Consider the following 15,280-nt stretch of genomic DNA (forward strand, 5'->3'; position numbering starts at 1 on the left):
GCTGAACACTCCTTTCACTGTTCTTTCCTACGATCTTTGCCTCCCATGGCCAAGCGCATCATCTACAACGAGCAAGCCCGCCGGGCTCTCGAAAAAGGCATCGACATCCTGGCTGAGGCCGTCGCCGTCACCCTCGGTCCCAAGGGCCGCAACGTGGTGCTCGAGAAGAAATTCGGCGCTCCCCAGATCATCAATGACGGCGTCACGATCGCCAAGGAGATCGAACTTGAGGACCACATCGAGAACACCGGTGTCGCCCTGATCCGTCAGGCCGCCTCCAAGACCAACGACGCCGCCGGTGACGGCACCACCACCGCCACCGTGCTGGCCCACGCCATGGTCAAGGCGGGCCTGCGCAACGTGGCCGCCGGTGCCAACGCCATCACCCTCAAGAAGGGCATCGACAAGGCCTCCGACTTCCTCGTCAAGAAGATCGAGGAGCACGCCAAGCCGATCTCCGATTCCAACGCCATCGCCCAGGTGGGCACCATCTCGGCCGGCAACGACGAAGAAGTCGGCCAGATGATCGCCGACGCCATGGACAAGGTGGGCAAGGAGGGTGTGATCTCCCTGGAAGAAGGCAAGTCGATGACCACCGAACTGGAGGTCACCGAGGGCATGCGCTTCGACAAGGGCTACATCTCGCCCTACTTCGCCACCGACACCGAGCGCATGGAAGCGGTGCTCGAAGAGCCCTACATCCTGCTCACCGACAAGAAGATCGGCCTGGTGCAGGACCTGGTGCCCGTGCTCGAGCAGATCGCCCGCACCGGCAAGCCGCTGCTGATCATCGCCGAGGACATCGAGAAGGAAGCCCTCGCCACCCTGGTGGTGAACCGCCTGCGCGGCGTGCTCAACGTGGCCGCCGTCAAGGCCCCCGGCTTCGGTGACCGCCGCAAGGCCATGCTTGAGGACATCGCCGTTCTCACCAACGGTCAGCTGATCACCGAGGACGCCGGCCTCAAGCTGGAGAACACCAAGCTGGAGATGCTGGGCACCTCCCGCCGCATCACCATCAACAAGGACACCACCACCATCGTGGCCGAAGGCAATGAGGTGGCGGTGAAGGCCCGCTGCGAGCAGATCCGCAAGCAGATGGACGAAACCGACTCCTCCTATGACAAGGAGAAGCTGCAGGAGCGTCTGGCCAAGCTGAGCGGCGGTGTGGCCGTGGTCAAGGTGGGCGCTGCCACCGAGACCGAGATGAAGGACAAGAAGCTGCGCCTGGAAGACGCCATCAACGCCACCAAGGCGGCTGTTGAGGAGGGCATCGTTCCCGGCGGTGGCACCACCCTGGCCCACCTGGCTCCCGCCCTCGAGGAGTGGGCCGCGGCCAACCTCTCCGGCGAAGAGCTGATCGGTGCCACCATCGTGGCTTCCGCCCTCACCGCTCCGCTCAAGCGGATCGCTGAGAATGCCGGCGCCAACGGTGCTGTGGTGGCCGAGAACGTGAAGAACAAGCCCTTCAACGAGGGCTACAACGCCGCCACCGGCGACTACGTGGACATGCTGGCTGCCGGCATTGTGGATCCCGCCAAGGTGACCCGTTCCGGCCTCCAGAACGCCGCCTCAATCGCCGGAATGGTACTCACCACCGAGTGCATCGTGGCTGACCTTCCCGAGAAGAAGGAAGCAGCTCCTGCCGGCGGCGGCATGGGCGGCGACTTCGACTACTGAATCCGCTGTCTCATCATCCGGGGTGGATCCTGTCCTCCACCCTCCGGCAAGCGCTCCAAGGGGGCGCTTTTTTTTTGGGTCGTGCTTTCGGGCCTGTTGGGCCGTGCCCCTGCCCGCTTCCTCAGGGGCGGGAGTTGACAGGTGGCGGTTCCGGAGGGGGGTCCAGGGGCTTGAACACGGGCGGCAGGGACTGGGCTGGCTCGGATGGCCCACCAGATTCCAGGGACGGCCTTGAGGACTCTCGCGGGGTGGGAGTGGGATCCTCAGGCTCCGATTCGCGGGACCTGTCCAGCAACTGCTGGTTGAGCTGCTCTCTGAGGGTTTGAATTTCTTTCTGATTCTGCAGCTCGTTCTGCCGCTGATTATCAACGAAACGATAGACCGTCACAACAGTGAGGGCAATCGTGCCGATCGCTGCAAACGTGGAGATGGTTGCTTGAAACCTGCTCATATTTCAGGATTGACCTGATGATTTTACTCTAGCTGTTCCCAGGTTGGTCGCCGCCATACTCTCCTTCCACTGCTGCAGCTGGACCCTCAGCAAGGGCTCCAGCTGGTTGACGAACAGACGCTGCCAGTACCGATCCGACATGTGCACGCAATCTGCCCCAGTTCGGTCGCGGAGATAGCGCGGCTGGGTCACCAGGTCGCGATCCAGGGCATCTGAGGCCTGAGGGCAGAGCACGATGCCGGCCTCCTGGCAGAACGCCTCCAGATGGGACTGGAAGCGCCGTTTCACCGCCGCCGGCACGAGCCGGTAGTGCTTCATGCGGGCCTCGGGGTCGCGAATCAGAATCACCGGCGCCTGGGTGAGCTTGGGAAACAGGGCGAGGGGTTCGTTGAACCAGCGCATCCGTCGGCCCTTCCTGGTGATCCAGGGATGCAGGGGCAGGCCCTCAAGGCTCAGGCGCAGCAGCGCCTCCGAGAGCGGCAAGGCGTCTCTGAACGCAAACCAGGGCTGTATCCACTGGCCAACAAAGATGATGGCGGCATAGCTGCTCAAGTCGCGCCGCTCCTGCCGCATGGTGCGATTGCCAAACACCGTGCTCTGCTCCACCCCGTAGCGCCCACCTCTGGCGCTCCAGTTGCGATTGGCGGGGGCAGCGGTGATGTAAAACTCGGCGCTGTAGTCGCGCAGCTGTTCCTCGTGCAGGCGGCGAATGGCTGAATTCTTGACATTGCCCAGGTGGGAGCCTCCGCACCAGAGGACCCTCTTCATGGCCCGAAGGCCTCCAACAGGGCCTCCTCGCACTGCAGATCGCCCCGGCGCCGCTGGCTGGATTGCTGTTCGGCCCGTTGGCCCTGACGGCGCACCCGGGCAGCGCTCTTGCCCCGGACTCTGCCTGGCATCGGCGCTCCCGGGGTGGCATCAGTTCCTTGGCTACCGAGGCTGTGGGCCCTGAGGAAGGTGTCCATGGCCACAGCAACACCCTGACTGCGCACCGAGCGCAGATTGGCCTCGTAAAAGAGCCCGCGGGCGGCCTGGTTGGTGATGATTTCGTAGGAAGGGAAGTAGTCAATGGCCTCCGAGCTGGCTGCCAGCTCACCCGCCGCTGCCCGCAGCACGGCCTTGGAATAAGCGGTGGCGGCGAGCACATGTTCGCCGCTGGCGGTGGCCGTTAGGGGCACTGGTGACACGGTGAGCAGCATCTGAAAGGGTCGGCCCCGCCGCATGTTCAGCACCACCTTGCGGAAGCTCTGCAGCGCCTGGAGCACGCTGGCACAGCTGTAGTTTCTGAAGATGTGCTGCTGTGGCTCGAACTGGCCGGCGATCGTGCCAGGAGCTGTTGGGTAGACCGTGTCCTGAGGAACGCCGAGGCGCACCCAGGCTTCCGTGAGTCCGAGGGTGAAGATGAACAGATCCATGCGTTTGAACATCAGCTTCACCTGAGCGAGGTGATGGCGGCGATGCTCCCTGACGGCGTCTGGACTCTCGAGGCCTTCAGGCTCGATGCCTGGCCGCTGGGCATCAAACCAGCGGCCGTCCCGCTCCCAGGCGGGCTCCTGGGGCTGAAAGCGGCCCAGGGCTTCCTGAGCCAGCTGGAGCAGTTGCTGGGCGGTGTAGATGTTCCCGTAGCGACAGGAATAGAGCGAGAATCCGAAACGCTGGTGGTGTTCTTCTGCCAAGGAAAAAGGCGGTTTCTCAAGATCCAGAACGTTGAAGCTGTTTGCCCTCAGGTGAGTGGTGATGTGCTGAGCAAAGCAGCTGCCGGCGGTGGCAATCTTGGTTTCTGGGCCGATCTTCCATTTGGGCCGATAGAGATCACCCTGATCAAAGGGAGAGACCTCTGCCACCGCCTTGCGCCAGAAAGCCCTGCTCGGCAGGGTGCTGTAGGGACTGTTCACGGGCAATCAGCACAGTTCAGGGGCAATCAGCACAGTTCAGGGGCAATCAGCTGGGTTCGAAGCTCAGGGCGACGCCGTTGTTGCAGTAGCGCTTGCCCGTGGGCCGGGGGCCGTCATCAAAGACGTGGCCCTGGTGGCCGCCGCAGCGACGACAGTGGTATTCGGTGCGGGGCACGATCAGCTTGTAATCCTGCTTGGTGCCGATGGCCATGGGCAGAGGTTCCCAGAAGCTTGGCCAGCCGGTGCCGCTGTCGTACTTGCTGCTGGAGCTGAACAGGGGCAGCTCGCAGCCGGCGCAGCTGTAGGTGCCCTGGCGCTTTTCGCCATTGAGCGGGCTGGAGAAGGGCCGCTCAGTGCCCTCCTGGCGGAGCACCTTGAAAGCCTCGGGGCTCAGCCGCTTGCGCCACTCGGCTTCGCTCAGTTGCCAGCTCGGGTCCTTCGCCTCCGAGGAGGCATCGGCTCGGCATCCTGTCGCCAGCAGACCCGCCAGGCCCGTGGCGAGGCCGGCGAACAGGTTGCGACGGGACATGGGCATCAGAGAGGGGAAGGCAAGGGGCGGGGCTCAGGCCAGCCAACCGGCACTCAGTACCACGGCCAGGGCCAGGAACAGCACCAGCAGGGTCCAGGTGACGCGGTTGAGGGTCTGTTCAGCGCTGCGGGCGCTGGTGAACATCGAGCCGCCGCTGGAGGCCAGTCCACCCATGCCGTCGCCTTTGGGGCTGTGCAGGAGAATGGTCAGGATCAGGAGAATGCCTGTGGCGGCCCAGACCCAGGCCATCACGGAAGCAACCATGGCTGCGGGTGCGGTTGTCGCAGGCTAGACGCTCAGGGTCTGCGGCACCCGGTTCTCCGTGACGGTCACGGTGCTCGGCTCCACCAGGGAGGTGCCGGTCATCAGGCTGGGCTTGGGAAGCCCCAGGATCTCCAGCAGGGTGGGGGCAATGTCCGCCAGTCCGCCGTGCTCGCGCAGGGTCACGGCGTTGCCGTGGCCGGGCAGCTTGCGCTGCTCCCCCTCCACCAGGATCACCGGCACCGGGTTGGTGGTGTGGGCCGTCCAGGGCCGGCCGTCGCTTCCCACCATCACCTCGGCATTGCCGTGGTCGGCGGTGATCAGCAGCGTGCCGCCCATGCGATTGGTGGCCTCCATCAACCGGCCCACGCATCGGTCCACGGTGCCGATCGCCTCGGTGGTGGCCTGGATCTGGCCTGTGTGCCCCACCATGTCCGGGTTGGCGTAGTTGATCACCACCAGGGCATAGATCCCCTTGCGGATTGCCGTCAGGCAGTTCTCGGTGAGCAGTTCGGCCGACATGGCGGGAGCCTGGTCGTAGGTGGCGACCCGCGGGGATGGCACCAGATGGCGGTCTTCCCCGGGGAAGGCCTGCTCAATGCCGCCATTCATGAAGTAGGTGACATGGGGATATTTCTCCGTTTCTGCGGTTCTGAACTGGCGCAGGCCCGCCTCTGAGACCACCTGACCCAGCAGGCCATCAAGGGATTCCGGTGGAAAGGCCACTGCAACGGGCAGGCCCCGCTCGTACTGGGTGAAGGTGACCACCTGCAGCAGGGGGGGATCGGGGCGGGGGAAGGGCTCGAAGCTGTCGAGCACCAGAGCACGGACGAGTTGCCGCACCCGGTCGGGGCGGAAGTTGAAGCAGATCAGGCCGTCGCCGGATTGCAGATGGCCCTCACTCAGTCGCACCGGCTCGAGAAACTCATCCCCCACATCGGCGGCATGGGAGGCGGTGATGACATCCGCCGCCGACTGGCCCGTGGGTGCTCCGGGCTCGGTGTACAGCCGGTAGGCCCGCTCCGTGCGTTCCCAGCGGTTATCGCGATCCATGGCCCAGTAGCGACCGCAGACAGTGGCGACGCGGCCGATACCCGCAGCCGCGATCTGGGCCTCGACCATCGCCGCGTAGGTGTGGGCGCTGGTGGGAGCGGTGTCGCGGCCATCGGTGATCAGATGCACACACACATCGCTCAGCCCCCGCCCGGCGGCCCACCGCAGCAGGCCTCCGAGGTGGCTGATGTGGCTGTGCACGCCGCCATCGGAGCAGAGGCCCAGCAGGTGCAGGGTGCCGCCGCTCTGGAGCAGGGAATCGGCCAGGGCGTTGAGTGCGCTGTTGTGTGCCAGAGAGCCGTCGCGAACGGCCTGGCTGATCCGCACCAGTTCCTGGCGGATGACCCGGCCTGAGCCGATGGTGAGATGGCCCACCTCGGAATTGCCCATCTGATCGTCCGGCAGGCCCACGGCCGCGCCACTGGCCTCGATCAGGGTGTGGGGATAGGCCTGCCAGAGGGCATCCATCACTGGGGTTTCGGCCAGTTGGATGGCGTTGTGGGCCTGCTCATGGCGGTGGCCCCAGCCGTCGAGAATGGCCAGCACCACGGGAGCCACCGGGGCGGAGCCGTCAGCTGAACGCCCCTGCAGCCTGGAGGCAGATGCACCCTCCCTGGAACCCACGGCCGACTGCTGGGAGGGATTTGCTGACACCCGGCTCACCTCACATGCTGGAAAGTGTCTTCGGGTGTCAACTTACAGCCCGTTTGTAACGCTCCTGCGTTGCTTCCAGCCAGCGTCAGGTTTTGGTCACACTCCTGGGAGCGGGAGGGCCGAGCAGGTCGCCGATCGCTGGGATGGCTTGCGGCCCGGGCTGCGTACGATTCAGCCTGAGCGTCCTGGAGTTTTCTGCGCGCATGGCCAGGCTGGAACTTCTCTCCAGCGGTGAGCTGGCCCGCACGCTCGATCGTCTCGCCACCCAGGTGCTGGAGGCTGAGCCGGACAGCGAGGCGCTGCTGTTGCTGGGTATCCCCACCCGGGGGGTGGCCCTGGCCGAGGTGCTGGCCTCAAGGCTGGAGCGGCTCAGCGGCCAGTCCGTGGATCGGGGGGCGCTCGATCCCACCTTTCACCGTGACGACCTCGACCGGGTGGGCACCCGCCTGGTGCAGCCCACGGCTCTACCCGTGGCGCTGGAGGGGCGCCATGTGCTGCTGGTGGATGACGTCATCTTCACCGGGCGCACGGTTCGTGCCGCCCTGGAGGCACTGCAGGCCTGGGGTCGCCCCAAACGGGTGAGCCTGCTGGCGATGGTGGACCGGGGGCACCGGGAAGTGCCGATCCAGCCCGACTTCTGCGGCCGGGTCGTGCCCACCAGCCGCCAGGAGTCGATTCAGCTGTGTCTTCGGGGCATTGACGCGGAGGAGGGCGTCTTTCTGATCCGTCCTTGAGCCACTGTGAGTGCCGGACAAGCCACTGCTCCAGCGCTCGGGTGGGTCGCGGGGCGGCCTGGTCAGGCGGCTTCGAGTTCGTCGGGGCGGAAGTGGGCCCGGAATTTTCCGAAGGCCACGATCACGGGCAGGGTGGGGCTGATCACCCGGCCTTTCCATTCGTTCAGCACGGACTTCACTTCGCCTTGCTGGCCCTTCAGATCAAAGGCCTCGCCGCGGTGTTCGGGATGGTGATACACCACCACGCTCTGGCAGACCCTGACCTGATCCCCTGGCTGCATGGACGACCCGACACTCAAGGCCCCAATCTTGTCATGGCGGGCCTGAGCCTCCCTCAGCGCTGACAACCGCTCTCCGGGCCGGCCTCAACCACCTTGCCACCCAGGGCCCGGCAGGCGGCTTCGAAGGCGGCCCACTCATCCATGCCGGCAGCGATGCGCTGCTGCACCTCGCGGTCCAGTTGCTCCAGGGGCACCGAGTGGGGCAGGGCGCCATGGCCATCCCGTTGGCGGTCGGGGCCGCGCAGGCTGCCGATGCCGAGCTGGACCTCCGCCCTGACGGCCTCACTCTGCTGCTTCCACCAGGGATGGTCGATGCGGTTGAGGGCCTCGAGGGCCTCCCACCAGCGCTTCTCCTGACTGAGGCGCTGGGCCCGCTCCAGCTGCTGCTGGTTGCGGCTCCAGATCTCCCTGAGGCGGTTGCCCAGGGCCCGCCGGTCAGGGCGTTCGTGCTCGCCCATGGGCTCCAGCAGGGCCAGGCTGCCCTCGAGATCGCCGGCTTCAAAGCGGGCCATGGCCCGATCCTGCAGGGCCACCTGCCAGGCATCGAGCCGCTGGCGATCCTCCGGCCTGGATGCTTCTGAATTGACCAGTTGCAATTGCAGACGCAGGGCCTCGCCCCACTGTTCCTCCTCCCACAGCTGGCCCGCCTTGCGCCGGCGGCACTGGTCCAGCTCCTGAGCTGCGCCACCCCCCAGCCAGCGCAGGGCCTGCAGCTGGGCCCCGTAGCGCAAGCAGGCATCCAGGTCACCGCGTTCCCCGGCCGCCTCGAGGCGAGCAGGCAGCTGGCGTTCCCACCACCAGGCTGCCCCCGCCATCGCGGCCGCCAGCCCGACAGCAACAGCAATCCAGACGCGAGGCCGCCGATGCAGACGCAGGGCCAAAAGGGGGCAGATCCTGGGGGGGGGCAGTTTCTATGTAAGCGCCCCCGGCGCGCCCGCGTCGGCGTTGGCAGGGCCTGCTGGCCAGGGCCATGCAACGCCGATCCCGCGGATCCGTCTCAGCGGACCGGCCCCAGGGGCCGCGCTGGGACTTGCTCCTCCGTGAGCAGGTCCTTGACCGTGAGCACCAGCTGACCCTGGGCATCGATCCCGAAGCCCAGACGCAACCGATCGACGCCCTGGCTGCCGGGAGGAGCGAGGGGCAGGGCCAGGGGCGGCTGGCTCCAGCGCCGCACGCTTGCCTCACCGGCCTGGCGTCGGCGCAGCACGGGCAGTCCGGCTTCGAACACCACCTCACGCCGCTCCTCGTCGACCGGCTCACCGAACACCAGCTCCAGTTGCCGCTGCCCGTCATGGCTGCAGGCCAGCACCAGCTCCAGAGGGCTTTCGGTGGGCCAGCTCTGGCCTGCCACGAACAGGGCATGCCAGTGGTGGCAGGCGCTGCGCCGGTCCCAGCAGCGGAGGCTCACGCCATGGCTGAGCACGTCGTTGACGCGGACTCCCGGGGTGAGGGCGAGGGCGCCAAGGGCGACGGCCTCCACCGGCCGCTGGTCACGGATGGTCACCCCTGGGCAGCGTCTGGCCAGCCAGTCCCGCACCGCCCCCAACTGGCTGCCTCCCCCCACCGGCAGCACCGCCCCGATGTCGGCCAGGCCCATGCCGGCGCGGCGGCCAGCGGCCAGGACCTGCTCCAGCAAGGCGTCGAGTTCCTCCAGCAGTCCCTGCTGCTCCAGCAGGGCGTCGAGCTGGCTGCGGCTGAGTCGCCATTCCACTGGAGCCCTGCCTGGGGGGCTCACCAGCACCCGCGCCTCGGGCACCTGGCTAAGGCGGCACTTGAGCCGTTCGGCCCCATCCAGCAGGGCCGGCTCGGCCTGGCCGTCGCTGCCCAGTTCGCCGCAGAGCTGGTGCGCGATCCAGCGATCGATGTCGCGGCCGCCCAAGGCCACCCCGGCCTTGCCGATCACCGTGGCGCAGCGCAGGGCCTGCCGGCTGCTGCCGAGGTCGCGGCCCGCGAAGCGCAGCAGCTGGGCGATCGGCATCGCCCGGCCCTCGCCCCCCTCCAGCCGCACCAGGGAGAGGTCGATGGTGCCGCCCCCCACGTCCACTACCAGCACGGTGCTGCCGGCCGCCAGCCCGGCACCGATGGCCGCGGCGGTGGGCTCATCCACCAGGGCCACCTCGGCCACATCCAGCTCGCTGCAGGCCTGCAGCAGCCAGTTCCGGTAACCCCGGTAGCCCTCGATCGGCGCGGTGAGCACCAGCCGGCCTGGCTCCAACTCAGCCGGCAGGGCCTGCCAGAGCAGCCGCAGCAGCAGGGCAGCGCTGGCCTCCGGGGCAAGGGGCAGGGCGCTGCAAGCGTTGTTGGCGTCAGCGCCGGTGGCAGCTCCTGGCGCCGGGCCAGCTCCGATCCGGCGTTTGAAATCCCGCTGCAGCTCAGGTCCCGTGGACTGGGCGAGGCCCGCCTCCAGCACCTGGCGGCCCACCAGGGGGCTCGGACTGTCGGCGGCCGCCAGCCACAGCAGCGACGGGATCACCGGCGGCTCCTCCAGGCTGAAGGGCGGCAGGGCCAGCAAGACGGGCTCCCCCCCTGGTGCCTGGTAGGCCACCACGGTGGTGCTGCTGCCGAGATCGATGGCGAGCGTGCCGGCCATGGCGCCCTTCTAGACGGTCAGCCCGGGGGTACGGGAGTTCCCGGGGTGGTGACTTAAGGTGAAGGATCTGTGGTACGGCATCCGATGCAACGCGGTCTGGACGTGAACGCCAAGGAACTGGCCCAGCGGGCGGAGAGTCTGATCCGCCACTCCAGCAACCGCTATCTCACCACGGTTCGGATCGCCTTCCGCGCCAAGCAGCGGCGCTTTGACGACTTCGACGGCCTGCTCGATGAGTCGATGATCAAACCGGTCCAGCGGGCGATCGTCGAGCTCAGCGATGAGCAGGACCAGCCCGCCCTGTTGCCTGGCTGATCGACGCGGCCCGAGGCCATGCAGGTTCTTGAGGGTCTGGGATGGCGGTTGGAGGTAGACGCCTCCCGTGATCCCTGGCCCGTGCTGATCGGCGCTGAGGACTGGGCCGCCGAGCTGAGTGCTGGCGAGGCCCGCCTGCTGGCGAGCGGTGTGCAGGAGCTGGCCGTCCAGCTGGAGGCCCTGGCCGATCAGCTGATGGCGGAAGAGGCCATCACCCTCGAGTTGGAGCGCCCCTGTGGCGCCGGCTCCCTCTGGCTGGAAATCGAGGGCCATCCCAGCGCCTGGGCCCTGCGGGTCGTGCTGGCCCCGGGCCCGGAGCGACGGGGGTTTGAGGGGCGCTGGTGCCCCCAGGGCAGCGCCGCGATCGCGGCAGCCCTGGAGCAGGCCCTGCAGGGCTTGGACGTTCAAGCCTCGGAGTAGGGGCCCGTGAGCTCGTGCAGGGCGCTGTAGTCGAGGCCATCGAGGCGGCTGCCTGAAGCCCGCTCCAGCAGCGCCGCCAGGCCCGCGAGCCCTTCGCTGTGGAGGCCCTGGCGCTGGGCCGCCTGCAGGAACAGGTTCAGGTCCTTGCGCAGGTGGGCGGTGGGGAAGTTCGGATTGGCGTAGTCGCCAGCCACCATCCGGGAGAGCTTCTTGTCGAAGGTGGGGGCATGCAGGGCGCTGCCCCGCAGCAGGGCCATGAAGCTCTCCCGTTCCACTCCGGCCGCCTCTACCAACTGCAATGAGAGGCTGAAGGCATGGGTGAGGCTGGCGATCAGCTGGTTGAGGGCCAGCTTGGTGTGCATGGCCCGACCCACCGGGCCCAGATGGAGGGGCTGGGGTCCCAGGTCCCGCAGCAGGGGCAGGGCCTCGGCGAAGAGTTCGTCTGGCCCTGCCGCCATCAGTTGCAGACTGCCGGCCAGTGCCTCTGGCCTGCTGCCCAGAACCGGCACTTCCAGGTAGCGGCCGCCGCGGCCCGCGATCGACTCCGCCAGCTCCTGGCTTTCCCATGGCCCAATGGTGCCCATCTGCACCACCCGCAGGCCTGCCAGCTCCAGCCCCGGCTGCTCCAGCAGCACCTGGCGGCAGGCGCTGGCGTCCGAGAGCACGGTGATCACCCAGCCGCAGCCCTGCACCGCCGCGGCGGGGCTCGGGCAGGCCAGCGCACCGCAGGTCTCCAGGGCCCGCAGCCGGGCGGGTGTGCGGTTCCAGGCCTGAACGCTGTAGCCCTGCCCCAGCAGCCGCTGGGCGATGGCGGCTCCCAGCAGTCCAGTGCCAAGCAGGGCGATCGGCGGAGCAGAAGGCATCGGCGGTCTCCGGGGCCCCCAGCTTGTGACGCCGATCCCGGCTGAGACGGCTCCGGTTCCGCCGGGGGTGATCAGCAGTGCTGATTGCTTCGGTCTTGCTCGGGATCCCCCAGGCCCGCCACCGTTTTTCCCCAGGTTTTCCCGGGGGGGCCATCGGCCTGGGCTTGCGCCTTCCCTCACCTGGGGAGAGGCACTGCGGCGGCGCTCATGCCGCCTCGCTCCCCTTGACAGACCAGGCTCGATGGCAGCGGTGTCGCGCGGTGCCGCGCAGGGTGACCCCCGACCCCAGGCGCAGCAAGTGATCTCAGGCTGGGAACCCCTCGCCCCTGCCCGGAAAGGTGGCATTTGACCCCCCCGCCGACCTGTGGGCTACTGGGTCAAGACTGCGGATCTCAGGCTGCCATGGACAATGACGATGGGAGGGCTGGTGGACTGGGCCTACCTGCCGATCACCGACCCCCCGTTGACCCCTCTGCCAGTGACGCCTCCCCCCAGGACCGATCGGCCACTGTGAGCCTGCAGGCCTGCGTTCCCGAGGGGTTGCTGCGCAGCATGCGGCTGTTCATCGAACGTCACCCCCACTGGGATCAATACCGCCTGGTGCAGGCGGCCCTGGCGGGATTCCTGGTGCAGAACGGAGAGCAGAGCCGCGAGCTCACCCGCACCTACCTGGCCACACTGTTCCCGACTCAGTCGGAGTTCAGGGGTCCCTGAGCAGGCCCTGCGAAGAGCTGGCGGTAAGCGGCGGTCTGAATGCAGGTGGCCACCGGCAGGGCCACCACCAGCCCCAGCACCAGCCCCAGGAACCCCGCCAACACCACCAGGATCAACACCAGGGTGAGCCCCAGGGCCTGGAGCCAGTGGGGATCAATCGCCCGGCGCCCCTCTCGGAAGGCCCCCAGCGGCGAGGCCTGGCCGAGCACGCTGATCGGCAGGCAGAGCAGCTGGTCGGTGGCCAGGTACACGGTCACGGCCCAGCCGGCCAGCAGCGGCAGCCACGACAGCAGCGGCTGAATCAGGGCCAGCAGCCAGCCGCTGGCCTGGGCGAGCCGGGCAATGGCCCCCAGCACCAGCAGCACCAGGCCCAGGGTGCCTGCCCCCCGCAGCATCGCCCGGCCATCCGGCCGCAGCATCCGGCGCAGCCGTGGTCGGCCATGGTCCAGGGCCGTGCTGGCTCCATGCAGCAGCCCCACGGCCAGCCAGAGATTGCTGAGCCCCCAGCAGAACCAGGCGACGAGGAGCAACAGCTGGGCCCCTACATCAGGCTGGCCGAAGGGCGTCAGCAGCTGCTCCTGCTGAAAGCGGATCGCCAGCTGGCAGAGCAGGTTCGCCCCTCCCAGCACGCTGGTGAACAGGACGAAGGGAACCGGCGTTCTGATGAAGGCCTGCCAGCCCTCCTCCACGGCCCGTCGGATCGCGATGGCGGGTGTGGCCGCGGCCACCGGATCAGCCATCAGGCCTCCCCGGGGCCGACGGCGAGGAGTGTCTCCAGTCGCCGGGCGGTGGCCTCCGGCACGGGCAGGATCGACAGCCGGTTGCCCCGCTTCACCACGCCCAGCTGCTCAGGGGTAAAAACCTCCCGCAGGGCATCGAGGCTCAGGATCCGGGGGTAGGTGGTGCGATAGCGCAGGCGGACGCAGTCCCAGCGAGGGTTTTCCGGGGAGGCGGCGGCATCGAAATACTTCGAGGCGGGATCGAACTGGCTGGGATCCACCAGGTGGGTTTCGATCACTTCCATCAGGCCGATGATGCCGGGTGGCTTGGTGTTGGAGTGATAAAAAAAGGCCAGATCTCCCGGCACCATGCTGCGCATGAAATTGCGGGCCTGGTAGTTGCGGATCCCATCCCAGAGCGTGGTGCCCTCCCGCTGCAGGTGGTCGATGCCGTAGACCTCGGGCTCACTCTTCATTAACCAGTAGGCCATCGCACCGCCAGCCAGAAACCCATGCTAGGGGCAGCGCCGGGGGGTGACAGCGGCTGGCACGATCAGCTCTTCAGGTTGAGAACCAACTCGCGGAAGTGGTTGCCGCGTGCCTCAAAATCGCTGTACTGATCAAAGCTGGCGCAGGCCGGTGAGAGCAGCACGGCCCGACAACCCAGGCTCTCGGCGGCCTGCCGGGCCAAGGGTACGGCCTCCTCCAGGTCCTCACAGCGATGCACCGCGCCTGCGAAGCCCGCCTGCTCCAGCAGGGCCCCGAACGGCTCGCGGGCCGCGCCGAACAGCACCACCGCCAGGGCCTTCTGCTTGAGGGCATCCAGCCACTGGCGGGCCTCACCGAGCTTGGCCTGCCCCCCGGCCAGCACCACCAGGGGACCCTCCAGGGCCCGCACGGCCACTTCGGCGGCGTCGTAGTTGGTGGCTTTGCTGTCGTTGAAATAGGTGATGCCCTTCAACACCTCGATGCGCTCGAGCCGGTGCGGCACCCCCTGGAACAGGCGGAAGGCCCGCTCCATGCTCGGGCCGTCGAGGCCGGCTTCGAGGCCGACGGCGGCGGCAAGCAGCATGTTCTGGCGGTTGTGCTGCCCAGGCATCGCCAGACAGGCGGCGTCCATCAGGTCGTGGCTCTGGCCGTCTTGCTGCTGCCAGACCCGGCCCTGCTCGATCCAGAGCAGGGGCTGGATCGAGGGCGGCAGGGCCTGCCTCGGCCCGGCGCTGACCCAATGGGCTGCCGGCCAGCTCTCGGCATGGCGGCGCAGATCGGGATCGTCGGCATTCAGCAGGCGCACGGCGCTGTGCTCCAGCAGGCTCCGCTTGATGGCTCGGTAGGCCTCCAGGCTGCCGTGCCGTTCCAGGTGGTCTGGGGTGAGCGTGGTCCAGAGGCCCACCCGGGGCGCCACCACAGGAGCCGCCTCGATCTGATAGCTGCTCAGCTCCACCACCATCCACTGCGGCAGCCCCTCGGCGGCGCTCAGCCGCTCCAGCACCAGCTCTGCGGCGGAGAGGCCCACGTTGCCGGCCATCGGCGCATCGATGCCGTTGCTGCTGAGCAGGTGGTGCACCAGATGGGTCACCGTGGTCTTGCCGTTGGTGCCTGTGATGCCGATCCAGGGCACGGGTCGGCTGGCCTCCCAGGCCGGCACCAGTTCCCCATCCACGCGCACGCCGCGGCGCCGTAGATCCTCCACGGCCGGATGGTCCCAGCGAATGCCTGGGCTCAGGATCAGGCGCTCCAGCTGGGGTCCCAGGCTGTCGAGCGCCCTGGCTTCCAGGGGGATGCCCAGGCGCGCCTCGATTCCCTGCTGCCTCAGCTGGTCAGCCCGTTGCCGCTGCTCGGCGGCATCGGCCGAATCGATCACGCACACCCGATGGCCCTCTCGGTGCAGCAAACGGGCGGCGCCACAGCCGGAGCGTCCGATCCCCACCACGGCGGTCAGACCCTCACGGCGCAGAGGCGTGGTGGACATCGGGGGCGGCGCTGCAGGGCGCCGGTTCAGACAAGTGGGCGATACTGGAATCGAACCAGTGACTCCTACCGTGTCAAGGTAGTGCTCTACCTCTGAGCTAATCGCCCGTAAAACGGGTTCGAGAGTGGGAGATTCAAGCCTGAAGCTTGATC

The 15,280-nt window shown here is 67.7% G+C and carries 17 protein-coding genes and 1 tRNA gene; 5 read left to right on the forward strand and 13 right to left on the reverse strand.

All coding sequences use genetic code 11. The annotated features are described in order from the left end of the window. Positions 1-45: 45 nt before the first annotated feature. Positions 46-1,677 carry a chaperonin GroEL gene (gene groL, locus ACWJIO_RS05045; protein ID WP_480311789.1) on the forward strand — a complete coding sequence of 544 codons (1,632 nt, stop codon included), beginning with the start codon at positions 46-48 and terminating at the stop codon, positions 1,675-1,677. A 454-nt stretch (positions 1,678-2,131) separates the two neighbouring features. On the opposite strand, the gene ACWJIO_RS05050 is transcribed toward groL, so the two are convergent. Genes ACWJIO_RS05050 through gpmI form a run of 5 tightly spaced genes read right to left on the reverse strand, consistent with a single transcriptional unit; the run spans position 2,132 to position 6,415 of the window. Beyond that, on the reverse strand, positions 2,132-2,896 hold the full coding sequence (locus ACWJIO_RS05050; RefSeq protein WP_480311790.1) for a hypothetical protein: 765 nt from the start codon (positions 2,894-2,896) through the stop codon (positions 2,132-2,134). Next, entirely contained in the window at positions 2,893-4,023 is a 1,131-nt protein-coding gene (locus tag ACWJIO_RS05055) for a GSCFA domain-containing protein (RefSeq protein ID WP_480311792.1), read from the reverse strand. The genes ACWJIO_RS05050 and ACWJIO_RS05055 overlap by 4 nt, the downstream gene beginning before the upstream one ends. Before the next feature lie 46 nt (positions 4,024-4,069). Beyond that, positions 4,070-4,552: a peptide-methionine (R)-S-oxide reductase MsrB gene (gene msrB, locus ACWJIO_RS05060; protein WP_480311793.1), complete on the reverse strand. Its 483-nt coding sequence runs from the start codon at positions 4,550-4,552 to the stop codon at positions 4,070-4,072. A gap of 33 nt (positions 4,553-4,585) precedes the next feature. Next, positions 4,586-4,816, reverse strand: a complete 231-nt coding sequence (secG, locus tag ACWJIO_RS05065) for a preprotein translocase subunit SecG (RefSeq protein ID WP_186698864.1) — start codon at positions 4,814-4,816, stop codon at positions 4,586-4,588. A 24-nt stretch (positions 4,817-4,840) separates the two neighbouring features. Continuing rightward, a complete protein-coding gene (gene gpmI / locus ACWJIO_RS05070; protein ID WP_480311968.1) occupies positions 4,841-6,415 on the reverse strand; it encodes a 2,3-bisphosphoglycerate-independent phosphoglycerate mutase in 1,575 nt (524 codons plus the stop codon). 308 nt (positions 6,416-6,723) lie between these two features. On the opposite strand from gpmI, the gene pyrR reads away from it, so the two are divergent. Then, positions 6,724-7,254 carry a bifunctional pyr operon transcriptional regulator/uracil phosphoribosyltransferase PyrR gene (gene pyrR / locus ACWJIO_RS05075; protein ID WP_480311796.1) on the forward strand — a complete coding sequence of 177 codons (531 nt, stop codon included), beginning with the start codon at positions 6,724-6,726 and terminating at the stop codon, positions 7,252-7,254. A gap of 62 nt (positions 7,255-7,316) precedes the next feature. Here the strand turns inward: pyrR and ACWJIO_RS05080 are convergent, their stop codons facing one another. The 3 genes from ACWJIO_RS05080 to ACWJIO_RS05090 form a co-directional block, all read right to left on the reverse strand. Beyond that, a complete protein-coding gene (locus ACWJIO_RS05080; protein ID WP_480311798.1) occupies positions 7,317-7,535 on the reverse strand; it encodes a ferredoxin-thioredoxin reductase variable chain in 219 nt (72 codons plus the stop codon). 53 nt (positions 7,536-7,588) lie between these two features. Further along, on the reverse strand, positions 7,589-8,350 hold the full coding sequence (locus tag ACWJIO_RS05085; RefSeq protein WP_480311799.1) for a hypothetical protein: 762 nt from the start codon (positions 8,348-8,350) through the stop codon (positions 7,589-7,591). Between the two features lie 182 nt (positions 8,351-8,532). After that, entirely contained in the window at positions 8,533-10,125 is a 1,593-nt protein-coding gene (locus ACWJIO_RS05090; protein ID WP_480311800.1) for an Hsp70 family protein, read from the reverse strand. An 84-nt stretch (positions 10,126-10,209) separates the two neighbouring features. Between ACWJIO_RS05090 and ACWJIO_RS05095 the strand changes: the two genes are divergently transcribed. Both ACWJIO_RS05095 and ACWJIO_RS05100 read left to right on the forward strand, forming a co-directional pair. Beyond that, complete coding sequence (locus ACWJIO_RS05095; protein ID WP_186698872.1) at positions 10,210-10,440, forward strand: DNA-directed RNA polymerase subunit omega; 231 nt, start codon at positions 10,210-10,212, stop codon at positions 10,438-10,440. A gap of 18 nt (positions 10,441-10,458) precedes the next feature. Continuing rightward, positions 10,459-10,860 (forward strand): DUF1818 family protein, encoded by a 402-nt coding sequence (locus ACWJIO_RS05100; RefSeq protein WP_480311802.1) that lies wholly within the window; start codon positions 10,459-10,461, stop codon positions 10,858-10,860. On the opposite strand, the gene ACWJIO_RS05105 is transcribed toward ACWJIO_RS05100, so the two are convergent. Beyond that, positions 10,845-11,723, reverse strand: coding sequence for an NAD(P)-dependent oxidoreductase (locus ACWJIO_RS05105; RefSeq protein ID WP_480311804.1), 879 nt, complete (start codon positions 11,721-11,723; stop codon positions 10,845-10,847). The genes ACWJIO_RS05100 and ACWJIO_RS05105 overlap by 16 nt on opposite strands. 510 nt (positions 11,724-12,233) lie before the next feature. On the opposite strand from ACWJIO_RS05105, the gene ACWJIO_RS05110 reads away from it, so the two are divergent. Further along, positions 12,234-12,437 (forward strand): DUF2811 domain-containing protein, encoded by a 204-nt coding sequence (locus ACWJIO_RS05110; protein WP_480311806.1) that lies wholly within the window; start codon positions 12,234-12,236, stop codon positions 12,435-12,437. Here the strand turns inward: ACWJIO_RS05110 and ACWJIO_RS05115 are convergent. The 4 genes from ACWJIO_RS05115 to ACWJIO_RS05130 all read right to left on the reverse strand — a co-directional run bounded on the left by ACWJIO_RS05115 (position 12,413) and on the right by ACWJIO_RS05130 (position 15,235). Beyond that, positions 12,413-13,177: a hypothetical protein gene (locus ACWJIO_RS05115; RefSeq protein ID WP_480311808.1), complete on the reverse strand. Its 765-nt coding sequence runs from the start codon at positions 13,175-13,177 to the stop codon at positions 12,413-12,415. The genes ACWJIO_RS05110 and ACWJIO_RS05115 overlap by 25 nt on opposite strands. Next, entirely contained in the window at positions 13,177-13,647 is a 471-nt protein-coding gene (locus ACWJIO_RS05120) for an EVE domain-containing protein (protein ID WP_480311810.1), read from the reverse strand. Before ACWJIO_RS05120 ends, ACWJIO_RS05115 begins: the two co-directional genes overlap by 1 nt. A 62-nt stretch (positions 13,648-13,709) precedes the next feature. Then, a complete protein-coding gene (gene murD, locus ACWJIO_RS05125) occupies positions 13,710-15,128 on the reverse strand; it encodes a UDP-N-acetylmuramoyl-L-alanine--D-glutamate ligase (protein WP_480311811.1) in 1,419 nt (472 codons plus the stop codon). Between the two features lie 35 nt (positions 15,129-15,163). Further along, positions 15,164-15,235 (reverse strand) — tRNA-Val (locus tag ACWJIO_RS05130). Positions 15,236-15,280 lie beyond the last annotated feature (45 nt).

It is taken from the genome of Paraciimarium castrense LEGE 11436 (genome assembly GCF_056633055.1).

Excerpts from the sequence above, each read along its gene's own strand:
- groL (WP_480311789.1), top strand. The coding sequence starts at position 46 with ATGGCCAAGCGCATCATCTACAACGAGCAAGCCCGCCGGGCTCTCGAA.
- ACWJIO_RS05050 (WP_480311790.1), bottom strand. The coding sequence starts at position 2,896 with ATGAAGAGGGTCCTCTGGTGCGGAGGCTCCCACCTGGGCAATGTCAAG.
- msrB (WP_480311793.1), bottom strand. The coding sequence starts at position 4,552 with ATGTCCCGTCGCAACCTGTTCGCCGGCCTCGCCACGGGCCTGGCGGGT.
- secG (WP_186698864.1), bottom strand. The coding sequence starts at position 4,816 with ATGGTTGCTTCCGTGATGGCCTGGGTCTGGGCCGCCACAGGCATTCTC.
- pyrR (WP_480311796.1), top strand. The coding sequence starts at position 6,724 with ATGGCCAGGCTGGAACTTCTCTCCAGCGGTGAGCTGGCCCGCACGCTC.
- ACWJIO_RS05080 (WP_480311798.1), bottom strand. The coding sequence starts at position 7,535 with ATGCAGCCAGGGGATCAGGTCAGGGTCTGCCAGAGCGTGGTGGTGTAT.
- ACWJIO_RS05085 (WP_480311799.1), bottom strand. The coding sequence starts at position 8,350 with ATGGCGGGGGCAGCCTGGTGGTGGGAACGCCAGCTGCCTGCTCGCCTC.
- ACWJIO_RS05090 (WP_480311800.1), bottom strand. The coding sequence starts at position 10,125 with ATGGCCGGCACGCTCGCCATCGATCTCGGCAGCAGCACCACCGTGGTG.
- ACWJIO_RS05095 (WP_186698872.1), top strand. The coding sequence starts at position 10,210 with ATGCAACGCGGTCTGGACGTGAACGCCAAGGAACTGGCCCAGCGGGCG.
- ACWJIO_RS05100 (WP_480311802.1), top strand. The coding sequence starts at position 10,459 with ATGCAGGTTCTTGAGGGTCTGGGATGGCGGTTGGAGGTAGACGCCTCC.
- ACWJIO_RS05105 (WP_480311804.1), bottom strand. The coding sequence starts at position 11,723 with ATGCCTTCTGCTCCGCCGATCGCCCTGCTTGGCACTGGACTGCTGGGA.
- ACWJIO_RS05115 (WP_480311808.1), bottom strand. The coding sequence starts at position 13,177 with ATGGCTGATCCGGTGGCCGCGGCCACACCCGCCATCGCGATCCGACGG.
- ACWJIO_RS05120 (WP_480311810.1), bottom strand. The coding sequence starts at position 13,647 with ATGGCCTACTGGTTAATGAAGAGTGAGCCCGAGGTCTACGGCATCGAC.
- murD (WP_480311811.1), bottom strand. The coding sequence starts at position 15,128 with ATGTCCACCACGCCTCTGCGCCGTGAGGGTCTGACCGCCGTGGTGGGG.